Annotated in this window: 19 protein-coding genes; 4 read left to right on the forward strand and 15 right to left on the reverse strand. The window is 45.4% G+C overall.

Annotated elements, in window-relative coordinates:
- The first annotated feature begins 2 nt into the window (after positions 1-2).
- A complete protein-coding gene (locus GC130_RS14690; RefSeq protein WP_151999087.1) occupies positions 3-1,436 on the forward strand; it encodes a TolC family protein in 1,434 nt (477 codons plus the stop codon).
- A 201-nt stretch (positions 1,437-1,637) separates the two neighbouring features.
- Here the strand turns inward: GC130_RS14690 and GC130_RS14695 are convergent, their stop codons facing one another.
- From GC130_RS14695 to GC130_RS14755, 13 genes are all read right to left on the reverse strand, one after another.
- Positions 1,638-2,663, reverse strand: coding sequence for a serine hydrolase (locus tag GC130_RS14695; RefSeq protein WP_151999088.1), 1,026 nt, complete (start codon positions 2,661-2,663; stop codon positions 1,638-1,640).
- 22 nt (positions 2,664-2,685) lie between these two features.
- Positions 2,686-4,119, reverse strand: a complete 1,434-nt coding sequence (locus GC130_RS14700; protein ID WP_151999089.1) for an amidohydrolase family protein — start codon at positions 4,117-4,119, stop codon at positions 2,686-2,688.
- A gap of 165 nt (positions 4,120-4,284) precedes the next feature.
- Complete coding sequence (locus GC130_RS14705; protein WP_151999090.1) at positions 4,285-5,469, reverse strand: PQQ-dependent sugar dehydrogenase; 1,185 nt, start codon at positions 5,467-5,469, stop codon at positions 4,285-4,287.
- A gap of 289 nt (positions 5,470-5,758) precedes the next feature.
- A complete protein-coding gene (locus GC130_RS14710; RefSeq protein ID WP_151999091.1) occupies positions 5,759-6,430 on the reverse strand; it encodes a DUF4386 domain-containing protein in 672 nt (223 codons plus the stop codon).
- 39 nt (positions 6,431-6,469) lie between these two features.
- Entirely contained in the window at positions 6,470-7,462 is a 993-nt protein-coding gene (locus tag GC130_RS14715) for an NAD(P)-dependent alcohol dehydrogenase (protein WP_151999092.1), read from the reverse strand.
- Between the two features lie 105 nt (positions 7,463-7,567).
- A complete protein-coding gene (locus GC130_RS14720) occupies positions 7,568-9,313 on the reverse strand; it encodes a helix-turn-helix domain-containing protein (RefSeq protein WP_151999093.1) in 1,746 nt (581 codons plus the stop codon).
- 475 nt (positions 9,314-9,788) lie between these two features.
- Positions 9,789-10,457: a DUF4844 domain-containing protein gene (locus GC130_RS14725; protein WP_151999094.1), complete on the reverse strand. Its 669-nt coding sequence runs from the start codon at positions 10,455-10,457 to the stop codon at positions 9,789-9,791.
- A 196-nt stretch (positions 10,458-10,653) separates the two neighbouring features.
- Positions 10,654-11,058, reverse strand: a complete 405-nt coding sequence (locus tag GC130_RS14730) for a type II toxin-antitoxin system VapC family toxin (protein WP_151999095.1) — start codon at positions 11,056-11,058, stop codon at positions 10,654-10,656.
- Positions 11,055-11,285, reverse strand: a complete 231-nt coding sequence (locus tag GC130_RS14735; RefSeq protein WP_151999096.1) for a hypothetical protein — start codon at positions 11,283-11,285, stop codon at positions 11,055-11,057. The genes GC130_RS14730 and GC130_RS14735 overlap by 4 nt, the downstream gene beginning before the upstream one ends.
- Positions 11,286-11,491: 206 nt before the next feature.
- Positions 11,492-11,956: a hypothetical protein gene (locus tag GC130_RS14740; protein WP_151999097.1), complete on the reverse strand. Its 465-nt coding sequence runs from the start codon at positions 11,954-11,956 to the stop codon at positions 11,492-11,494.
- 63 nt (positions 11,957-12,019) lie between these two features.
- Positions 12,020-12,808: a hypothetical protein gene (locus GC130_RS14745; RefSeq protein WP_151999098.1), complete on the reverse strand. Its 789-nt coding sequence runs from the start codon at positions 12,806-12,808 to the stop codon at positions 12,020-12,022.
- A 210-nt stretch (positions 12,809-13,018) separates the two neighbouring features.
- Positions 13,019-13,996 (reverse strand): hypothetical protein, encoded by a 978-nt coding sequence (locus GC130_RS14750; RefSeq protein ID WP_151999099.1) that lies wholly within the window; start codon positions 13,994-13,996, stop codon positions 13,019-13,021.
- Between the two features lie 156 nt (positions 13,997-14,152).
- The gene (locus GC130_RS14755) at positions 14,153-14,809 is read right to left on the reverse strand and encodes a hypothetical protein (protein ID WP_151999100.1); all 657 of its coding nucleotides are present in this window, start codon (positions 14,807-14,809) and stop codon (positions 14,153-14,155) included.
- A gap of 680 nt (positions 14,810-15,489) precedes the next feature.
- On the opposite strand from GC130_RS14755, the gene GC130_RS14760 reads away from it, so the two are divergent.
- Positions 15,490-16,191 (forward strand): response regulator transcription factor, encoded by a 702-nt coding sequence (locus GC130_RS14760; RefSeq protein ID WP_151999101.1) that lies wholly within the window; start codon positions 15,490-15,492, stop codon positions 16,189-16,191.
- A complete protein-coding gene (locus GC130_RS14765; protein ID WP_151999102.1) occupies positions 16,188-17,447 on the forward strand; it encodes a HAMP domain-containing sensor histidine kinase in 1,260 nt (419 codons plus the stop codon). Before GC130_RS14760 ends, GC130_RS14765 begins: the two co-directional genes overlap by 4 nt.
- An 85-nt stretch (positions 17,448-17,532) precedes the next feature.
- Here GC130_RS14765 and GC130_RS14770 read toward each other — a convergent pair whose 3' ends face one another.
- Both GC130_RS14770 and GC130_RS14775 read right to left on the reverse strand, forming a co-directional pair.
- On the reverse strand, positions 17,533-20,265 hold the full coding sequence (locus tag GC130_RS14770; protein WP_151999103.1) for an ABC transporter permease: 2,733 nt from the start codon (positions 20,263-20,265) through the stop codon (positions 17,533-17,535).
- Positions 20,266-20,275: 10 nt separating this feature from the next.
- Positions 20,276-20,608 carry a PadR family transcriptional regulator gene (locus GC130_RS14775; RefSeq protein ID WP_151999104.1) on the reverse strand — a complete coding sequence of 111 codons (333 nt, stop codon included), beginning with the start codon at positions 20,606-20,608 and terminating at the stop codon, positions 20,276-20,278.
- A gap of 287 nt (positions 20,609-20,895) precedes the next feature.
- On the opposite strand from GC130_RS14775, the gene GC130_RS14780 reads away from it, so the two are divergent.
- The gene (locus GC130_RS14780) at positions 20,896-21,327 is read left to right on the forward strand and encodes an Hsp20/alpha crystallin family protein (protein WP_151999105.1); all 432 of its coding nucleotides are present in this window, start codon (positions 20,896-20,898) and stop codon (positions 21,325-21,327) included.
- Positions 21,328-21,569 lie beyond the last annotated feature (242 nt).

Genomic DNA, 21,569 nt, shown 5'->3' on the forward strand with positions numbered 1-21,569 from the left:
TCATGTTGAAACGAATCATATATAAATGGGTTGGAGTGGCCTGCCTTTCCTTGGCGGTTTGGGCCTGCAAAACGCCCGACTTGGTACAAAAAACAGAGAGCAAGGCAGTGCCTGCGAGCTACAACAGTTCGCAGGACACTACCAACACTGGCAAGATTCGGTGGCAGGACTATTTTACCGACCCGTACCTGATCTCCCTGATTGACACAGCTTTGCAGAACAATCAGGAGTTGAATATTGTGTTGCAGGAAATCCAAATTGCCAGAAACGAAGTGCAGGCCAGAAAAGGAGAGTATTTACCTTTCGTTGGCTATGGTGCAGGTGCCGGGGTCGATAAGCCAGGCCGGTACACGAGCAAGGGCTCCAGCGAGGCTACCACGGAAATTAAGCCAGGAATGGAAACGCCAGACCCGCTGCCCGATTTCATGGCGGGGCTGTATGCTTCATGGGAAGTGGACATTTGGCACAAGCTGCGCAAAGCAAAAAAGTCAGCCTTCAACAGGTATTTGGGAACAATGGAGGGCAAGAACTTTCTGGTGACTAACCTGATCGCCGAGATCGCCAACTCCTACTACGAATTGCTGGCGCTGGATAATCAGCTGAGAATAGTACAGCAGAACATTGAAATACAAAGCAATGCTCTGCAAATAGTAAGGCTACAGAAGCAATCCGCCCGGGTAACTGAGCTGGCGGTTCGCAGGTTTGAGGCACAGGTACTCAACACGAGAAGCCTTCAGTTCGGTATTCAGCAGCAGATCATCGAAACTGAGAACAAGCTCAATTTTCTGGTGGGCCGGTTTCCGCAACCTATTCAGCGCAACTCACAAAGCTTTATTGATTTGGTACCCAACGTGCTGAATGCTGGTATTCCCGCTCAGCTGCTCGAAAATCGTCCCGATGTAAGGCAGGCTGAGTTAGATCTGGTAGCAGCCAAACTGGACGTGCAGGTGGCCAAAGCCAGGTTCTATCCTTCGCTGGGGCTTTCTGCTGGGCTGGGCTTTCAGGCGTTTAACCCGATTGACCTGGTGAAAATGCCTGAGTCGCTGATATATGGGCTGGCGGCCGACTTAGCCGGGCCGCTGATCAACAAAAATGCCATCAAGGCGGCTTATTCAAGCGCCAATGCCATGCAGATACAGGCGGTGTATAATTACGAGCGAACCATTTTGACAGCTTACATTGAAGTGGCTAATCAGCTGTCCAATATCGGCAATCTGGCAAACACTTTCGAACTGAAATCGCTTCAGGTCGAAGCACTGACCGAGTCGGTCGATATTTCAAGCAATCTGTTTCGCTCAGCCCGGGCCGATTACATGGAAGTGCTGCTGACTCAACGAGATGCCCTGGAATCGAGGTTTGAGCTGATTGACACCAAAATGGCGCAAATGCACGCCGTGGTGAATGTGTATCTGGCGCTGGGTGGTGGATGGAGGTAAGCACCACCGCCTAATGTAAGAAATGGAGCTGTCTGGGTTAGGAAAAAAGGTTGATCGATTGTAGTAACAGTAGTAGAACAACTCCACAAAAGGCCTCCGAAGTCGAAAGATTTCAGGGGCTTTTTTTCTTTTGTATGGCTGGAGGTCTGGATTAAAAGCAGAGTGACACCCGGCCATGGAGTGTATTTCTTTACTCAGACTTCATTGCTTTCGTAAGATTTTAACAATCCTGCTATAGACCACCTCCGATAAATTCCAGTTGTAGCCATCAAAATTGGTTGTATTCGTGAACTGGATAACAACAGTGTCAATGTCCTTGTGGTATTTGGCGATGCTCTGATAGCCAACAAGTAGCCCTGTATGTTCATACTCGTAGACGGAGGAATAGATTTCCTGTTCCCCTTCATTGAACACCGACCCGTCGTTCAATGCTCTTATGAATGTGCCAACATCCTCGGCTGTAGCAATTATTAAGCCCGTATCTTCATATTTAAAGTCTTCATCAATACCTACATAATAGCCACTCATCACATCGTCCATGTCCACTTCACTGAGTGAGCCGAAAGTATTTTTGAGCCCAAGTGGGATCAAAACCTCCTCCTTTATATACTGCTGATGGCTATAACCCAGCACTTTGTCAATGAGGTCAGAAATCAACATATAATTGGTATTTGAATAGCCATAGTCTTCACCCGGTTCAAAGTCTGCTGGCAAATCCAAAGCATACCCAAGTGTTTCCTCTTTGTTTTTTGGAGGGTTTTTCCAATAGTCAGGGTGGTCAACAAAATTGGGAATACCACTCCGATGCTGTAGCATATGCCGCAGGGTTATTTTGTCTGAATTTTCAATTCTTCCTGCAAGCGCTGGAAAGTACTCGGCAAGTGTTTTATCCAGAGACAAACGTCCGTCTTTGACTAATTTTGTGGTAGCCACAGCCACATATAGCTTGGTAATGCTGGCAATCTTGAACAAGGCGTGTGGGTTGGCAGGTATTTTGGCTTTTCGATCATGCCAGCCTGCAGCGTAAAAGCCAGGTTCTTTACCAGCCTGATCTACATAAACAATGATTCCGTCAAATCCATGGTCAAGCGCTTCGTCTACTTGTGCCTGAACTGTATCAGGCAGGGGGAGTATCCAGGCCCATACTATAGGCCACGGCACAAAGTACAGGGAGCCGATGCTTGCAAGAATAAATATTATTCTGAGTACTCGTTTTATATTGTTCATATTTGACACTGTAAGGGTTTGTTTACTTTTCTACTATTAAATTCTCAGCATACCTGAGGGCTGAAGCTAGCAGATTGCTTCGATTCCTGGCTTTTTGCTTAAACTCATCAAGCATTTCTTGTTTGATCATCCGTCCCCGTACCATCACCATTTGGGGGTTCCTAAGCACTTCCAGGCGATCCAGAGGATTGTCTTTTGTCAGAATGAAATTGGCTAGCTTTCCAATTTCAATACTTCCCTGGTTACTTAAGAAATCATGGGTTTCTGAGGGATTAATTGTGGCCGTTTGAAGTGCCTGATAGTTGCTCATGCCCGCTTGTGTGTAGAAATTCAGCTCCTCGTGCAAGGAATAACCCGGCGGTGTTACGCCAATGCCAGCATCGGTGCCGGCAACGATCTTCACCTGCCGTTCGTGCAATTTCCTGATGGCAAGCAAATGGAAATCGTGTTGGTCTTTGATCCTGCTCACTATGGTTGAATCACTGCTTTTTGTGCCTGCCCAGCGATCAAACTGTGCCTGGCTGTCTACGGCACGTATGAGTGGATTCATGTTTTTCAGTGCTTCGGACTGCAGGATATTGTCCTCTGTCAGCAGTCTGTAAATATTATGATAGACCACCAGTGTGGGGCAGAGTTTGGTATTTGGATGTGAGGCATAAAGATCGACTACCTCATCTAGCCTGGCACTGTCAAGGCGATATTCCAGCGGTAGCTGCACAATGTCTTCTGCATGTTCAATCGTCACAATTTCTGGTTTGAAATGGTAGCTATAGGGTACCTTGGGCGTTGGATGAGCAACAATGTCGAATTTTAATTCCCCAGACTTTTCTATCACCGCATCGAACAGTTCACCTGTCAGGCCATAATAGGTCTTGATGAAATCATAGCCCCGCTCTTTGTACTCAGCCACCTTTGCATAGGCCTCTTCCGGAGTAAATAGTTGCAGATTATCGTCTCCAATAAATTCAGGGCCAGTCAGCTTAGGCCCTGAGGTGAAGAACACAGGCCCAATGATCTCTTCGTTATTGATAGCTTCCTTCATTCGGAGGTGCATAGGCTGTCCCCAAAGGTTTCTCACCGTAGTCACGCCATTGGCCAGGTACAAACCAAGCTCAAATTCGTCCCACACATGAACATGCATGTCGATCAAACCGGGGGAAAGAAAACTTCCGCCTGCGTCGATGATGGCTGCTTTTGACTCTGCGACTTGCTCGGCTATTTCGGTTATCACGCCCTCCTGAATGAGCACCATTTGGTTAAAAAGTACTGTATCATCAGTCATGGGGACAACATTGACATTTTTGATCAGGTAAGAATTTGTTGCAAATGCAGGGTTGTCCTCAATTTCCAGGTAGGCGGTATTTTTTTCATCCAGTAATATGGCGACCCCCGCTACTAAAATCAGTATCAAGATGATAACTCCAATGCCTGCGATAATTCCTTTGAAGATTTTCATTTTGTTCAATTTTTAGGATGTGTATCCTTATTAATTCTACTAGTGTTATTTGAAATTACAAATCTCAATGCGATCATCAATTTTGAATTTAGATTTTTGTCATTTTTACAAGTGTAGGCATTCATTTCATTCACCAAATGCTGCCATTCTTGTACTTTTTTTATTCTAACTTCCAATCCTGATTACTTTGCCATTGTCTTTCCGAAGATCGCTTCTCTCAATCAGTGCGATGATGTCTCCGCCGGGAAGTTGTTTGACTGTCCTGACTCTGCCCTTTATCGACAAGCCAAAAGTTTCGCCCGTTTTGTGGTTGTATTTCATCAGCCTTCTATAGGCCAGCGAACCAAAAATAAAATAATCGTTCCAGCCCGAAATATTGCTTTCCCTCACCTTTAATAAACAGGCAGGCGCAACAGCCTGGCCACCGTCTCGGGTTGGCACTGTCCAGTAGTGTTCTGGAAATACGGTAAACTTAGCCGCAGAATCTTCGGAAATAGTAGATACCCACGCACCGTCGTAGTTGATGCCATAAGTAAAAAGTGGCCAACCATAGTTCTTTCCCTTCTCTATTATGTTGAACTCATCCCCACCTTTGGGGCCGTGCTCAATCCCAAAAAGGGTATGGCTGGATGCTTCAAAAAACAAACCCTGCACGTCCCGGTGCCCGTAGCTCCAAATGGTGGTAGGGGAAGCATACCCATCGAAGACGGGATTATCCGCAGGGATGCTTCCATCATCCATCAGCCGGTGAATCTTTCCTGCGTCGTGGTTGAGGTCTTGTGCATGTAATACTGGATACTCACTCGTTGAGAAATCGGAATTGCCGATGTTGAGAAAAAAGTGTGTTTTGTCTTCCCACACTATCCGCATGCCGTTGCCGGTGTAGTTTTGGTGCCGGGTGGTGAAAATAGTTTCCAACTGAGAGACAGTATTGTCCTGTACTTTAAGCCGGGATACTTTAGCAAAGCCGTCCGATGCCAGATAGGAAATGTATATCCAGGAATTGGTTGAGTAGTCAGGATGAAGGCTTATATCCATTAACCCCCCATGCATAATGGCAGCTAAACCAGGGGTGCCAAATGTAACAACCTCCGGCACTCCGCTTATCTCTGTCAGCGTGCTGTCTTCAAAGTGGAACATTTTCCCGACCCTGTCTGTAATGAAGTATTCATTTTCACCAACTATAGCTATTCCGTAGGGTATGGTGAAACCGCTTGCAATGGTTTTAGTAGTAAAGGAATCATCGCTTACCCTATAGGGAGAATCCGGAACCAGCACAAGGTTTTGTTTGCAGCTAACCAGGCAACCAAATGAGAGCGCCAGCAGCCAGAGAATAGTAATTAATTTCATCTGTATATAATTTATTTCTCAGCGGCCACATGGAATAGCTTTTACCAATGAGAATGAATATTTAACTTTTTGATCCACTTATTCATTTCCGTTGGGTATGGTATTCCCTATGGCTATTTCATAGTCTTATCAGCTTTAATGTTTTTGACTGTACAAAGGTCTGTAAGAAGTGCAGAGGCCAGTTATGAGCTATGCGGCGAAATCCATCAACTTTAAGGAAATCCCATAAATTATGATGCGGGGCTATAAACTATGACGCAAACTGCATAGGATAGCCCTGGCCAGGCTGTCACCTTTTAGACTTTCCGCCTTTCCATACCAACCACACAGCCAGTGCGAGCTCAGCAACTGCCATAGGTGCGCTCAGGATCATTTCAGCCATGGCAATTGCATCAGAAGCTTGAGGGGCAATGGCTTTAGTTGCATTGATGGCCATATAGCTAAGCCCGGCGACGTATAATAACCAGCCTATCCACTTAGGAACAGCGTTGGATTTTAGGGAAAGGTAGCCCAGCCCCAAAAGGTGAAAGCCAAACAGGATGAGGCCAAGCCACCAGTATTTTTCAAAGCCAGCCACCAGGTTCACCAGGGCCACCGCATCCTGATTGGCTACGAAAAGCATTTGCCACACACCTACCAAATGGAAGATGGCAAAAGCCAGGATGGCTGAGTAGACAGCCCGCACCACCCCGGTAGCCAGGGAGATTCTAGCATCAACCTGGGCGAAAAACCGGTAAAGACTCCATGCCACCAGCAGATCGGTGATGAGGATGATGCACCATCCTATGACGCCACTACCGAACAGGCCAGTTGCGCTGTTGAGATTGGTGAGTGTAGCTGCTGGATTACCAACTACTACCAGACTGTTCTGCACATAGCCATAAGCATAACCGGCTGCAAGGGCCATGATGATGAGTGAAACACCGGCGACGATAGCGTCTTTTCTGTTTGAGTTTTTCATGATGAGAGGTATTTAAAATTGACAGGTTGATTCGTTCACTTATGCTGCCACTACTATGACCACATTTCCTTTTTTGTGACCGCAGGCGATATAGTGATGTGCTTCAGCGACCCTCTCGAGAGGGTATTGTCTGTCTATCACTGTTTTCAGATGGCCGTTTTTATGAAGCTCGACTACTTCCAGCAGCAGCACTTTCAGCGTGTCGTCCGCATTGGCACCCGTGGCCTCAAACTTTGCTTTCTTTTTCCCAAAGAGTGAGGAGGCGATCATTTGCATGAGCAGCGAAAACCGGAGCACTGGCGACAGGTACATGCCTGGTTCGGCGAGTACCTTTTTGGCTTTGGTAAATGAGATCTTACCGACTGTATCAAAAATGATATCATACTGGGTAGTCAATCGGGTGAAGTCCTGTTTTTGATAGTCGATGACCTCATCGGCACCCAGCGATTTTATCAATCCTGTATTTTTGCTGCTGCAAACGCCCGTCACATGGGCGCCGAGGTAATTGGCGATTTGTATGGCTGATGTGCCCAGGCTGCCCGCAGCTCCGTTGACCAACACCCGCTGCCCCGGCTGTACTTGTGCTATCCGCTTAAGGAAATTGTAGGAGGTTAAATGACCATCACAATAGCTGGCTGCCTCAGCGAAGTGCAGGGAGGCTGGCTTGGGCAGAATGACTCCATTGGCCGGCACCACTACATACTCTGCATTGGTGCTGAAGCCAAGGGTTGTTTCGCCGAACACCTCGTCGCACACAGCGAACTGGGTGACCTCACTGCCGATGGCTTCAATTACTCCTGCAAAACCGGTTCCTGGTATGGGATGCTTCGGTTTTGTCAGGCCAATGAATAGCCTGGCTATGTATGGTTTGCCAGTGAGCATCATGGTATCGGCAGTTGTGGCGGCAGATGCTATTACCTTGACTAGTACATCTTTCGGGCCGGGGGTTGGCTTTTCTACAGAAGTGAATTTTAACACTTCCGGTGTGCCGTATCCGCTGGCGACAATTGCTTTCATTTGATTTGCGTTCATGCTTTTGAGTTTTTTAATGATGAAGCAAAGAAAAAGCAAACCGCAGGGGCAAGTGTTCCGAATCAATAGTGATAGGTTCGGAATTATAAAACGGAACTTATTCGGCTATGAATGGTGCTTCAGGAAGGCGCTGGGAGTCATTCCTTCTGCTTTTTTGAAGTAGGTATTGAAGACCGTTTTGGAATTAAACCCACTTTCGAAAGCCAGCCCAACCAGCGAAATATGTGAGTTGGCCGGATCTACCGCCAGCTTTTTGAAATGCCCGATCCGAAAGTCGTTGATGAACTCGTTGAAGTTCCTTCCGATTTTCTCATTGAGCAACCACGATAGCTGGTTGGGGTGCATCTCGATTTGTTCGGCCAGTGACCTCAGGCTGAGTGAGGGATTCAGATAAGGCAACTCATCATTGACGACCGCCATCAGCTTTTCCTCATAAGCGGCGGCCGTGGCCTCATCCAATTGTGATGTATTGGTCTTTGGGGTTGACTCCTTATGTTTCAACTCCGGATAGATCAGATCGGCATACCGCCAGAATCGATCATCCCCTCTGAGGTTCTTTGCCAGCGGATCATAGTAATTGAGTAGCAATATGGACGACTGATGGGTGAACAACTTTTCGACGATGGCAAAGGCCTCATCTGCCTTGCACTGCTGCGCATAGATCCAGAAAGCATAGGCATCTGCCTGAAAAGAGGCATTTTCATTGGATCTGGCCATCACCTCATTGATATAAGGCGCTGCATTATTGCTATCCCCCTTCATTAGGTAGGCCAGTGCGTTGATGCCTGCTCTTTCGTCGGGTATCATGATTTCATCCGGCATGTTAGCAGTTTCTTCAATCACCTGATCAATCCGCCCCAGATGAAACAAGCAGTAGCAATGAACGATGTAGGCCGGCAGGTTTTTGGGGTTTACTTCCAGCAACTGTTGGCAGATGGCCGCTGCTTTCTCAAACTCCTCCGTTCGGTAAAAGTAGTAGGCCTGATAGAACAGCGTTTCCTGGTTAAGCGGGTCGACGGAGCGCACATATTGCAGGTGCTCATTCGCTTTTGTTGTGTCGTTTTTGAGCAGGTACAGGAAAGCCATGAACTGCTGCCCCTCAGGGTAGGTGGGCCTCGACTTGATGCTTTTCAGGGTGTATTTGAAAGCCTTATTGTAATCTGCTTCCGTAAAAAAGGCATGATTGGCAAGCTGATAGTTGAGTGGGGCATGATTCGGGTTAATTCGCTCCACAATCTTCATGTGCTCAAAAGCCTTCTTCCAGGAGGCCTCCCTCGGAGCAAAGCCAGCCGTAGCCAGAAATCCATAGGCATCCGACAATCCCATATGAGCGTCCACCAAATCAGGATCCTGCTCAATAGCTTGTTCAAAGAGACTAATGGCTTTGTTTACATCCTCCGGGTTCCAGCGATTAAACAGGTATTTTCCTTTGAGCAATAGTTCATAGGCATTGAGGTTTTGCGTGGGTGACTTTGCCAGGTGATCCCCGATCTCCATGTGCCCAAACTGTTCCCTGAGCTTGTCGGCAATATGGAGGCTGACCTCATCCTGTATTTCAAAGATATTTTCGAGCTTTCTATCCCAGGTTTGTGACCAGAAATGTGAATCCGTCGCTACTTCGATCAGTTGTGCGGTGATCCTTAGCATATTGCCACCCACCCGCACACTTCCTTCCAGTATTGCCGACACATTCAGCTTTTCGCCTATCTCCCGGATAGATGCTTTGTGATGCTTAAAATAGAAACTGGAAGTGCGGGAAGTAACCTTGAGCTCTGTGACCCTGGCCAGGGCATTAATGATCTCTTCAGTGATGCCATCACAGAAGTATTCGTTCTCGCCATCGGCACTCATGTTAACGAAGGGCAGAACCGCAATGGAGGTCTTTATGTGGGTGGGAGTACTAAGAATGACGGATGCTTATTAAAATAGTTCAGTTCGAAAATAGCTCGATTTTTTTAGTTTCCCATGGTGAAATATCTGGGCCTTAAATAAGGGGGCAAAAGTTAATGAGAGAGGGGTGGGTGGTTTTGGGGAGTCTTTGCGAGACCTAACATTTTGGCAACCGCACAAATTGAGATGACGTGATTCGAAATGTTAAAAGAATGTGTCAGATTGAGCCTGTCGAAATCCACACATTCTTTGGAAAGCTTAGTAACACGTCATCGGTAGCAACTATCATGAGTGAGACTTAGAAAGCACTGTCCTTTCTTTCCGCACATAACCACGCTTTTTTTTAAACTCATTAATTGTGGCGGACTTTCCCACCCCCACGAAAATATCCTGACCTACAAAACTCTCAATCCATTCATAGCAGATATTATGGGCTTCACTTTCGCCAATACTTTATCTGCTCTAATCGAGCCTTGGCCTCTTCTTCGGTATATTCAGTTTTTTCCAGTTGCTCAACAAGTTCGTATTCACCAAATGAGAAACTTTGAATGTCGGGACCTTTATTTATCATATTAAACTCCCCGCATGCTTTGCATTTCACAATATCATATGAGAAATCTGGAATGCCTTCCTGCTTTTTCGTTATGAAAGTTTCGAGTTTGGCGTTGCAGTTTGTACAATCTTGCGATAATGTTTCTATGATATTTGCCGACCCTTTAAAAATTGAAGCGACCTTCATCATGCCATTTAAGAGGGAGCCGTATAACCATTTGTTCAGTTCATCTTTGAAGTTTACGTCTAAAATCTGGCTTAACTCTAAGAAATAATCACAGATGAACTCCTTCTCTTCAGTATCATAATCAGCCTTGTTGAAAGTTGACAGACCATTCTTTAGTTCTTTTTTGAAAGCCTTATTTGTTGCACCAGTTTTTGATAATTCTATTAGTTTTTGGCAGCAGTTGTTAAGAAGTTCATTCATCTTCTGACAGAGTTCGACAGAAGATGGGTTTAACCCTCTATTTTCCCATTCAGATGTACTGAATTTATCTTTTTTAAGAAACTTTTGAAGTTTGTTCGTCATTCTATCAATTGCGGCCTTACCCATAATGTCTACCTAAAATGAGTGCGGGAGTTTTATGCTGCTCCGCTTCCATTAGCACTTAGCCCCGCCTTGCCAACCGTAACTTCAGCGAAGGTTGGGTGCCGCTAAATTTATGCTTTGTGGCGGACATTCCAAACCAACAAATGATTGAAAACCGATGAAGCGGCATTCATTGTTAACGGCGTGTTGTGATCCGTTTTTATTCGTTCCAGTTGGTAGTTGAAAGTTGCTCAATAGGTTGGTAATGTTTCTGGTTGTTCGTTACCAGCGTTAAGTTGTTAGCGAGTGCGATCCCTGAAATTAATAAATCAGCGGTTCCGATTGTAATTCCTTTTTCTCTAAGCTCAGAATAGATGTTTGCAGAAATTCGCAACGAAGATGTTGAGAGCTTTAGGACTTCACATGTTGAAATGAAGTTTTCGAATTCTTGTATTTGTTTAGTGGCCTTCTTAAAAGTTAAGCCGGACAGAACTTCGAAATATGTTATTTCTGAAATCGTGATTTTCGATTGTTCCTTAAGATATAATTTAACGTTTTCAGTCACCTGCTTATGACCTTTCAAAAAATATGAAAGTATGTCTGTATCAATAAGTGATCTGTTCAAAACTGCGGAATTCGATAGTTATGATCTTCTCTTGATTTATGGAGGTCAGAAGTTAGTTCGGTTAATTCGAGTTCCTTAAAAATTCCGCTGAAAGATAATGGCGATTTGTCAGTCGGTAAGTGTGACTCCAAATCAGAGATATAGGCATCCAGGTTCGGAAGTTTGTCGTCCGAAAGTTTCTTGATCTTGTTGAGGATCGATTTTCTTAGTTTTTCCTCAGTTGCCATGTGATAAAGTTAGAGAATTTCCGGTTTGCAGTCAATGGATCACAACGCCTGCCTAAAATGACTGTGGGAGTTTTATCTAGCTCCGCTTCCATCACCACTTAGCCACGCAGAAGATAAAATTAAACTATGTGGGGGACAATCCAAGCCAGCGAGTGATAGAAAACTGGTGAAGCCCACATTCATTTTTACCGGTGTGTTAGCGAGCTTTAATCCCCTTGATGTATCCAGATAAATTTCTTTCCATCAAAGTAGATGAGGCCTCCAGAACCCTCGTCTTCTCGAATGCTAATTGCCGGATGCTTAAGCTCTACTGTTTTAGTTCCGGCGATGTCTCCATTTGGAAGAAACGTGGTTTGATGAGTTTTCGACTTCAGAAAGATTTCCCACCTGTCCGCCCATTCGAAGCTGTCGCCACCGGTCCCAAAGGAATCACCAGCGCCAGCTAGAAAATACCGTTCTTCATCACCGTCGAAAAGAAATAGAACACCTGTTTTATTGACGGACTTTTCTCTCACAAAAATCGCTACATCTTTTGTTTGGTCTCCATCAAGGTCAAGCTCGATAAATGTCGGCTCAATCTGATCGTAGACTTCAAGCCTCTCAGAGAATTGAACGAAACGTTTGTTTGCCCAGTCTGGAAGTTCCGATGTTGGGGATATGAACGATATCAAGGAAATTATTAGAGTTAATTGATACAGCATTTTGTGCGTCTAGGTATGCTCGATAACTGAGAATTAGCGGGAGAATCGTTTTCGTTGCTCATTACTGAAAATTACAGGGAGTATGTAGCTTTCATATAAAGGCTCGCCTCTTGAATAGAACTTTCGAAGTTGAGGAAAATTGGTCAATACTCTCTGAACCTCCTGAACGTAAACTTCGGGAGCAATACTGCGAAAAATTGTGAGGCTATCAACCTTACCCATTTTTAGATCCACAAATACTTTATAGTCTTTCGAAAGCCCGGGTAGACCGTCCCAATTGATTCGACTATAAATTTCCACCATTATTGAATCGGGATTACTTGGAAGGCCAGTGTCGCCAGGTCGATAGCCATTCACAAAATGCTGGCGATCTATAAGATTACCCTGCTGAATTTCAAATACTGTTTCCTCTTCAAAATATTGTGCAAACCCGGAATGATGATATTTAATCATTTTGCCATGTTGGACAAATAACTTTCCAGAAAACCACTTGGCTTTAATTGGCGAGTCTACTTCAAATAGATTTCGAAGTATACTTTTCTCACGATCGGCGCAAAGGAATACATCAACAAGAAGTAATTCATCATTCTCAAGTTTCCATAGAGCTTGATAGTTTCTCCATAAGGCAGTAGAGCAGGTCAGTTTAAGAAATGGATATTTACCTTCTCGTTCATCATACTCTCCTAAATAATCTTCCAGCGGCACAGAAAGCAGTTCAAGAGTGTCACCTTCATAGATGATCAATTCAGCGTATTGCCCCGTCGCAAAGGAAACTTCCGCAGAAAGAAAAATAGCAAATAGTATGAAAGTCAGTCTCTTCATGCTACAGTGGTGCTCGCCCGGCTGTGGCGAGTGGGGTTGTTTTATGCACTTGGCTACCCACTTGAACTTAGCTACGCCTTCCTAACCATAGCTTCAGCCAAGGCTGGGCGATGATAAAATTAACTTTTGTGGCGGACAATCCAAGCCAACTGACCATTGACAACCGATGAAGCCGCCATTCATTTTACTGATGTGTTAGCAGTGTTTTTCTCAAAATATTGCCTCATTACGCACTTTGATGTTTAGCCTAAGAAATTCATTCATCAGCGAATGCCAGGTCGAATCTTTAAGGCTGCCAGCAGGGTAAAGAGATGACTTAAAGTCCTTAGTAGTTATTCTGAGTGAGGTTGACATTCTGTAGGGAGTTTCAAATACCACCTCTTTAATGTCAGAAATCCTATACTTGTGTATTCGCCACCACCACACATGATTCTTCACAACCATAAATTCGTCACTGAGGAAGAAGTGATGCAATTGGAAACCAAAAAACCCATAGAAGAAGGCAAAAAATAGCACAAACACTGTGGTGTTTGTCTGAACCGAGTTGGGCGATTCTGCGAACAACGTCAGGTAAAGAATGAACAGGACAGAGCCATAAATGAGTATCCCATTGAAAGACAGTAAATGATTCCCACGATATCGGTTCATGGTAAAAGTGTTAACGTCTCCAATCGGGCTTAAGCTGGTTGTCGTCCAGTCTCTACCCCTGATTTCGACCTTGAGTCCTTCGGCAAAGCACGCTTTTACTTGCTCCAAGGCTCTCCGCAATGAGTCCATATTTTCATAGTAAAAGGCGATTATGCTCCTGGACTCACCATTCTTGAGTGTCAGTTTAGTTGCTTCCATTGGGGACATCATCATATTCTGTTTCCCGGTTAATTCAATGTTGGCTATTTCTGACCAATCTAGTCGCTCGGTCTTAAGTAACGATTTGAAAAGTATCCCTTGATCAGTGATTTGAATTGATTTGCAAAGGTTTTGGTAACTGTAAAGTAGCCAGATCATCAATGCCAGAAACACAACACTACCGTATATTGGTGTCCTCAATATTGAATCTACTGTGCCATTGTTTACCAAATTGAATGAAACTACCAGCAACATCAGTCCAAGTCCTCCGATGAGAATAAATAGAAATGACGGCACAAGAAAGGCATTAATAGGGTGCAGTCTACTTTTTACAGTGATCATTACGTTTTGCAGTATTTACGCCTAGCTATGCGGCGTGGGGATTGGTAAGAGATACCGCTGCCGTCCGCAAATAGCCACGCCGATGAATAAAAATACACAAAGTGGCGGGGACTGCAATCCCGACTGTCATTTCCTTACAAGTGAAGCCCCATGACGTCATAGGTTTGTGTTGGAGTGCTTTTCACGCCGTAAGCTATCCTGCCTGGTCAGACTAAATGTGCCGTCTGTCCGAATATCTACCCGGGTCACTACCGAGTCAATTTCATACCTCGTACTGTCAGTTCGGTAGTTGATGAATTCCGTTGTGCTAATGGCTATGGTTTCATATGCCGAATCTGAGAGCATATTTGTGTATTTCCGTTTCTTGCCGACGATCTCCACGTCGTCGTCTTGTTCTAAAAGGTCGGCCCAAGAGTCTGCTGCCTCTACCTTGTCGATTAGCTCTAAATCTTGGTTAATCGTCACTAAATGTATCTTGGTCCAATCGTCGCCGTCCGTCCGAATAGCGAGAGTCGCAAAATGTCCAAATTGAGGCTGGAGAGAGTAAAGCTCAGCTGTGTAGTGTCTGCCAAATTCTGTTTTGAATGGAGTGTACTTGTCAGTCCAGTTGGCAAATTGAATGGAGTCCAGTTGGTATTGGTTATCCGGCTTATCAGTCAGTGAAATTGTGTTGCGATTTGAGTATCGTGAATTGAACTTTGGAAAGCTATTAGAATCTGGTGTCGACGGTTTAGTGCCTGAGCGTTCTTCAGTCTTACTATTGCAGGAGAATAGCATAACGACAAGAAGTATTGTAAGTTGGTAAGGTTTCATTTTATACGGTTTCGCCATGCACTCCAACACTTGTATAACCCCAAATCCCAACTCAGACTTAGGGTTATCCCCACTATAGAAAGATAGGGATTTTTGATCCAGGTTTTTATTCCAAACCTCAAGAATAAACATATATTTTTCAACTCATTCATCTAATCCGTTTGTTAGGGTTTTTATCTGACCAACGTCTTCGGTAGTAGTGTGCGGCTTGACTTGGGTGGTGGTAGGCTCTTCTGCCTCTCAATCCCCTGATTGTTCGGATTATACTGAACGACTATTCGGGTTATACTGAATGATTGCGACAAATGAGTGTTTTGACTCCAAATATTCAGGAAAACTTCAGGATTGCTCCCAAAATACTTCAGAAATCATAGGTGAAATTTGTGGTATCGAAAGAATGGGTTATCGCAAAAGAGTTGAAGGTTGAATGATGATTTTTTGCGTTTAACAGGTTTCCTGTAAAGGAGTGATACTCATCACTTGTTTTATTCTTTCAGTTGGTTGTTTGCAGGCCCGGGTGGCGGCCATTGGGGGATGCAGCCCAGGGCTGCCGGGCTTGCACAATATAAAGTTGACTTTTGGTTCAAGGTTCCTTTTAGTTGCAGCAGCGAGATGGCCAAGCAACTTAATCGCCCGGGCTGGCTTAGTAAATAACGATTTCTAGTAAATTGTATCGTTCAATGTCAAAAGTCGAAATGAAGGAAGTAAGGGTACTTCTTGTAGAAGACGAATACCAATTACTAAAGGCAATCAGGACTTTCCTGGAAGAGGAGAAGTATGTGGTGGTGGCTGTGGAAACCTATCGGTCGGCGCAGCAGGAAATAAAGAACGAGAACTACGATGTGTGCCTGATCGATATCAACCTACCCGATGGTAGTGGCAACTCACTCATCAATCTCATCAAGTCAAAACAGCAAAAAACAGGCATCATCATCATCTCGTCTCACAACATGACCGAGGACAAGGTGCAGTCGCTGGATCTCGGGGCCGACGACTACCTCACCAAGCCTTTCGACCTGCATGAGCTGAATGCCCGGATCAGGTCGGTGCTTAGAAGGAAGTTGGGCGATAGCCGCCATCAGGTGGTTTCGGAATCGATCTCCGTTTATCCCAATGAGTTCAAGGCATTTGTGCATGATGTGGAGCTTGAGTTGACCAAGAAGGAATTTGAGATGCTGCTTTACCTCATGTCGAACAAAAACCGCCTGATCACAAAAGAGAGCCTGGCCGCTCACCTATGGGGCATAAGCATAGAGTTTTCCGATAACTACGACTACATATACACACATGTGAAAAACCTGCGAAAGAAATTAATGAACGCAGGAGCCACTGACAACATCAAAAACGTTCACGGTATCGGATACCGGTTTGAAGTGGCATGAGGCTGGTCGTAAAGGAACTCATCTTTAACCTCCCCGCTATTATTGTAGTGGTTGCTCTCGGCGGAGGTATTTTTTACCAGTCCATCGAATCGGTACTGGAAACCAACGAGGACGAGGTGCTGAAAATAAGAAAGCAGTATATCATTGACCTGCTGGACAACTACAAAGGAGAAAGTCCTTTTATTGAGCATGCATTTGCCGATATCTACGAAATAGAAGAGGAGGAGGCCTTGCACCTGCCAGTGACGGATGTCTTCTCCGATACGGTGATTAATAACCCCAAGCTGAACGAATCCATACTGTATCGCCAATTGCGGTTTCAGTACAGCACAAATGGCAGGAATTATATGGTTTGGGCACGCACTGCCGAAGTTGATAACGATCAGGTACTACAGTCGGTCATCACCACCATCGTCATCACTTGTCTTTTAATGGCTGTGGTTATCTTGTTTCTCAACTTTTATTTCTTTCGAAAAATCTGGATGCCTTTCCATAGGATATTAGCTAATTTGACCCGCTTCAACCTGGATGGCTCTAGCGAATATGTGAGTGCCCCAAGCAGCGTGAAAGAGTTTCAGATGCTTGACGCCACCCTTCGTGAAATAACAAGCCGGCTTCAGAGTGAGTACGACGAGCTGAAGGATTTCACCTCCTACCTTACCCACGAACTGCAAACACCCCTTGCGGTGGTCAATGGAAGGATCGACCTGCTCATTCAGGACAAGAGCCTGAGCGAAGACCAGCTAAGGAGCCTGGTGGCCATTCGCAATACTATTCAAGGCATCAGCGAGTTTGAGAAAACTCTCATTTTCCTGAAGAGAATAGAGCTGGGGCAGTTTAACCAAATGGGTCACATTGACTTCTCAGCCACGCTGACATCCAAACTTGAGCAAACGGAGGAGCTGATCAAGCTGAAGAAGATTAGCCTGAAGGCCGACATTGTGCCGAACGTGATGCTTGATATACATCCGCAACTAATAGATACGCTGCTGAACAACATCATTTCGAACAGTATTCGTCACAACATCAAGAATGGCTTTATTGAGGTGAAGCTGACGCCAAGGGAGTTAAAAGTTACTAACAGCACCCGTGAGGTCGGAGAGTTGTCTCACGAGGGCGCCGATTTTATTTCTGTCAGGGGGCTGGGAGTAGGAGCGTCTATTATCAAAGCCATTTGCAACAGGCATCAGCTCAATTTTAAGGTCGTTCAGGAAGACAATGCCTACAGCCTGGTCATTGGTCTCCATCCGGGCTAGAGTGAGATTTTTCCGGTCGGCCATGAAATAGAGAAAGCCGTCCGTTTTGGACAGCTTTCTCTCGTCTGCTTTCAAACTATTAGTTTTATTCTGATCTCAACGACTTCACCGGGTTCACGCTGGCGGCTGTGAACGACTGATAGCCAACAGTCAGCCAGCCTATAACTACAGCAGTGAGGGCTGCGAGGAGGAATGTCCACACGCTGATGTCGATGCGGTACGCAAAGTTATCGAGCCACTTGTCCATGCCCCACCAGGCGGCAGGCACCGCCACAAGCACGGCAATCAGGATAAGTTTCGTAAAGTCCCTGCTCAGCAGCAGCACGATGTTGAAGATGGAAGCGCCCATCACTTTACGTACTCCAATTTCTTTGCGTTTTTGACCTGCGGTGTAAGCAGCCAGGCCAAACAGGCCAATACAAGCGATCATAATGGCCAGCGATGTGAAAATGGTGAACATGTCGCCACTGGTTTTCTCTGCGTCATAGAAGCGCTTCAGGTTTTCGTCCAGATAGTAGTAGCGCAGCGGCGTGTCTTTCGTGAACTGGTTCCATGTTGCTTCCACGCCAGCCAGAGAAGCTTTCAATTCGGCCGGGTCAACCTTTACTACCATTTTATTGATGAAAGTATTGGGTGAGTTGACGTGAATGATAGCCACAGGCTCCAGCCCCACATGCAACGACTGAAAATGAAAATCATTGACCACTCCGATAATGGTATAGGTAATGTCAGTGTCGCCGCCGTTATTCACATTGATAATTTTCTTGCCTATGGGGTCTTCCAACCCGAGCTTGGACACGGTGGAGGCCGCAAGTATCATAGATAGTGAATCGTTGAAGCTCTTCGAGAACAGTCGCCCTTCCAAAAGCTCGATCTGCATCGTTTCGAAGAAGCTCTCATCTACCGAAAGTCCTCTCGCTACCATGCTTTCTTTTTCGCCACTGCCCGGCACTCTCACTATGAACCCGGGCATTACGTCGCCTGGCATAGCCGAGGTGTAGGTGGCATTTTTCACTCCAGGCACCTTTTTGATCTCGTTCTCAAAGGTTTCGTACCGGCTTCTGATTTGAAATACGTCTGCATCCGGGTTTTGAAAATTGTCTCTGTTAACATTGAAGGCACTTTCAATCACCACCACATGATCTTTTTCGAAGCCCAGAGACTTATTGAGCATGAAGCTCATTTGGTTGAAAATGATCATGGTGCAAGAAATCAAGCCGATGGAGATAGCAAACTGAAAAACAACGAGGCCGTTGCGAAGAAAAACTCCATACTTTGATGTTTGCATCTTCCCTTTGAGCACCGCTGCGGGCTGAAAGGAAGATAGCACGAAGGCGGGGTACACGCCGGCCAGGAAGCCAATGCAAAAAATGACCAGAACGATCACTGCAATGGTAACGGGTGCCAGCAGGAAATTTAATGTGAGTGCTCTGTGCGATACATCGGCAAAGAAAGGAAGGATAAATACCAGCGCTACCATGGCAAGCACAAAGCTGATCAAAGTAAGCAGAACCGATTCGGTGATAAACTGACCTATCAGCTGATTTCTTACCGATCCAAGCACCTTTCTAATCCCCACTTCCTTCGCCCTCTCGGTGGAGCGGGCGGTGGATAGGTTCATGAAGTTGATGCAGGCAATAAGCAGGATGAATATGGCCGCTGAAATGAAAATATATACGTAAGTGATATTGCCGTTCGCCTTTATTTCTCCTTCAAGGTTAGAATGAAGGTAAATATCCTTCAATGGTTGAAGTGTGTAGATGTAGCCATTGCCCGCAGCGATATATTCGTCGTAAGAAATGCCATTGCGCTGCTGAATGGGGCCCGCTGCATATTTTTTCACAAACTCAGGAAACTGTTTTTCGAGGGTCGCCGGATTGGAGCCGGGTTGTAGTTTGAGGTAGGTAAGCACATCAAAGCCGATCCAGTTGGGCTGTGCAATGAACGGGAAGGTGCTCATCGACCCAATGAAGTCAAATGCCATGTGGGAGTTGCCTGGGTAGTCTTTAGCCACGGCCCTCACAATGAAATTACCCTGCCCGGTTTCCATGCTTTTGCCCATAGGCGACTCATCCCCGAAGTATTTTTTGGCCATGGATTCGGTTATGAGCAGACTGTTGGGCTCTTTCAGCGCAGTTTCAGCGTCGCCTTCTATCAACGGAATCTCCAACACCTCAAACAGCGTGCTGTCTGCGAAAAGTATATTTTCTTCATAAAAGTAGTTGTCGTTGTAACGCACCACAATGGGGGCAAACGCCTTTAGCAGGTTAGCAGATTGGATCACTTCAGGGAAATCCTCTTTTAGCTGAGGGCCAATGGAGTGCGGAATGAAGGCGTAGTTCACCTCTCTTTCAGGGTACACCCTTTTGAGGGCGATCCTGTACACATCGTCTTTTTGAAAATTATCGAAGGAGAGTTCGTATTGCACAAAAATGACAATGAGCAGGCAGACAGTGATGCCTACCGCCAGGCCGAAGATGTTCACCAGCGAGTAGCCAACCTTCTTGAGGAGGCTCCTGTAAGCGATAATGATGTAATTCTTAAGCATAGTCCAATTATTAAATTGAGTTTGATTGTATTTGTTGTTCTTTTTCTTCCAGGCAAAGGGCTGACAAAACTTGAGCACATGCCACACATATTGAAGCGAGGCCAGCCTGCTGTTTTTTGCGCTGGCTGTCTCTTCAAATATTTCCCTGATGTCTCCTTCTATTTCTTCGGCCAGCTCTTCCCGGCAATACCAATGCAAGAAGCCAGTGGCCCAGGCTGGCGGCTCAGGTCTTTTATTCCCTCTGTTGTCCTTTTTTATCAAGGTAGGCATTGGTCAGATTTTACATCCCCTCAATAGAGAGCTGAGGAATTTCCGTCCAGTAGCTTTCTCTTAGCTCCTTGGCCTGCTCCAGCGACTTGATGCCGAAGGCTGTTACTTTAAAAATTCGCTTTCGTTTGCCGCCTCGTTCGGGAGTGGCCTCGCCAAAAGCGGACTCCACAAAGCCTTTCGAATCAAGACGGTTCAGCGCACTGTGTATGGCACTGATGGCCACACTTCTGCCAGCTTTTTTCCTGATCTCTTTTTGTATGGCAACTCCGTAGGCTTCTTCATTGAGCAAAGCAACCGTGAGCAATATCAATTCTTCAAATTCTCCAAGATGTGTTCCCTTCATGATCGGTAGTGTAATGACTTAAAAACGTTGTAACTCCGTTTATGTCCTCTTTTTACGGCGCTGGCACCCTGAGGTTCTATTATTTTTCATATATGTAGAAAATATAGGAAAAATTCACCAAACAGGCACCTTTCGTGCTGGTATTTAGCCACAAATTAATTTACTGATTGCCACAGTATCTGTAAGACAGGTATGAGGAAAATCATAGCAGCCTGCTGTTCTAAATCATTTTAGGGGCAAGGTTTTGGTGCCACTTTTGGGTATAACATTAACACAAGGAGGTAGCTATGACACTCGTCAAAAGAAACGGCAGCCTGCCAATGATAGACTCGCTGCTGACTGATTTATGGGACACCGAGAAATTCTTTGGGGATGATTTCCTCCAAAGACCGTTGTTGCCCGCTGTGAACATTAAGGAAACCGACAAAGGCTATGAAATAGAAATGGCTGCGCCCGGTTTCAAAAAAGATGATTTCAGGGTTTCCATTGAAAAGGGAATGCTGACAGTGACATCTGAACGTAAGGAGGAGAACGAAGAGAAAAAACCCAACTACACCAGAAGAGAGTTTTTTCAAACCAACTTCAAGCGCTCCTTTTCCTTGCCTGAGGATGTCAATGAAGAAAAAGTACACGCTGAGTACAAAAATGGAGTCCTGCAACTCCAGCTCAACAAAATGGCTGAGCCAGCGAAACCGGTGAGGAAAGTGCTGGTTGAGTAATAATTTTTTTGGGATGATGGTTGTGAGCAGTCCCGTCTTTGTGACGGGATTGCTTTTTTTTATTCCATTGGCTAAGCACCGTTAGCCAGGCGCAGAGTATGGATCAAGCGGAAAATCTGGGGAGTAAGACGCTGAAATAACCTTGTAACATTTGGCGAATGATAGACAATAAAGAAGCAAAAGGTCCAGGCGGGACGCACTGAACCAGTTTTGCTTCTTTATGTAATGACATAATTCTCTTG

This window comes from Imperialibacter sp. EC-SDR9, assembly GCF_902498805.1.
In the GTDB taxonomy this organism is placed as follows: Bacteria; Bacteroidota; Bacteroidia; order Cytophagales; family Cyclobacteriaceae; genus Imperialibacter.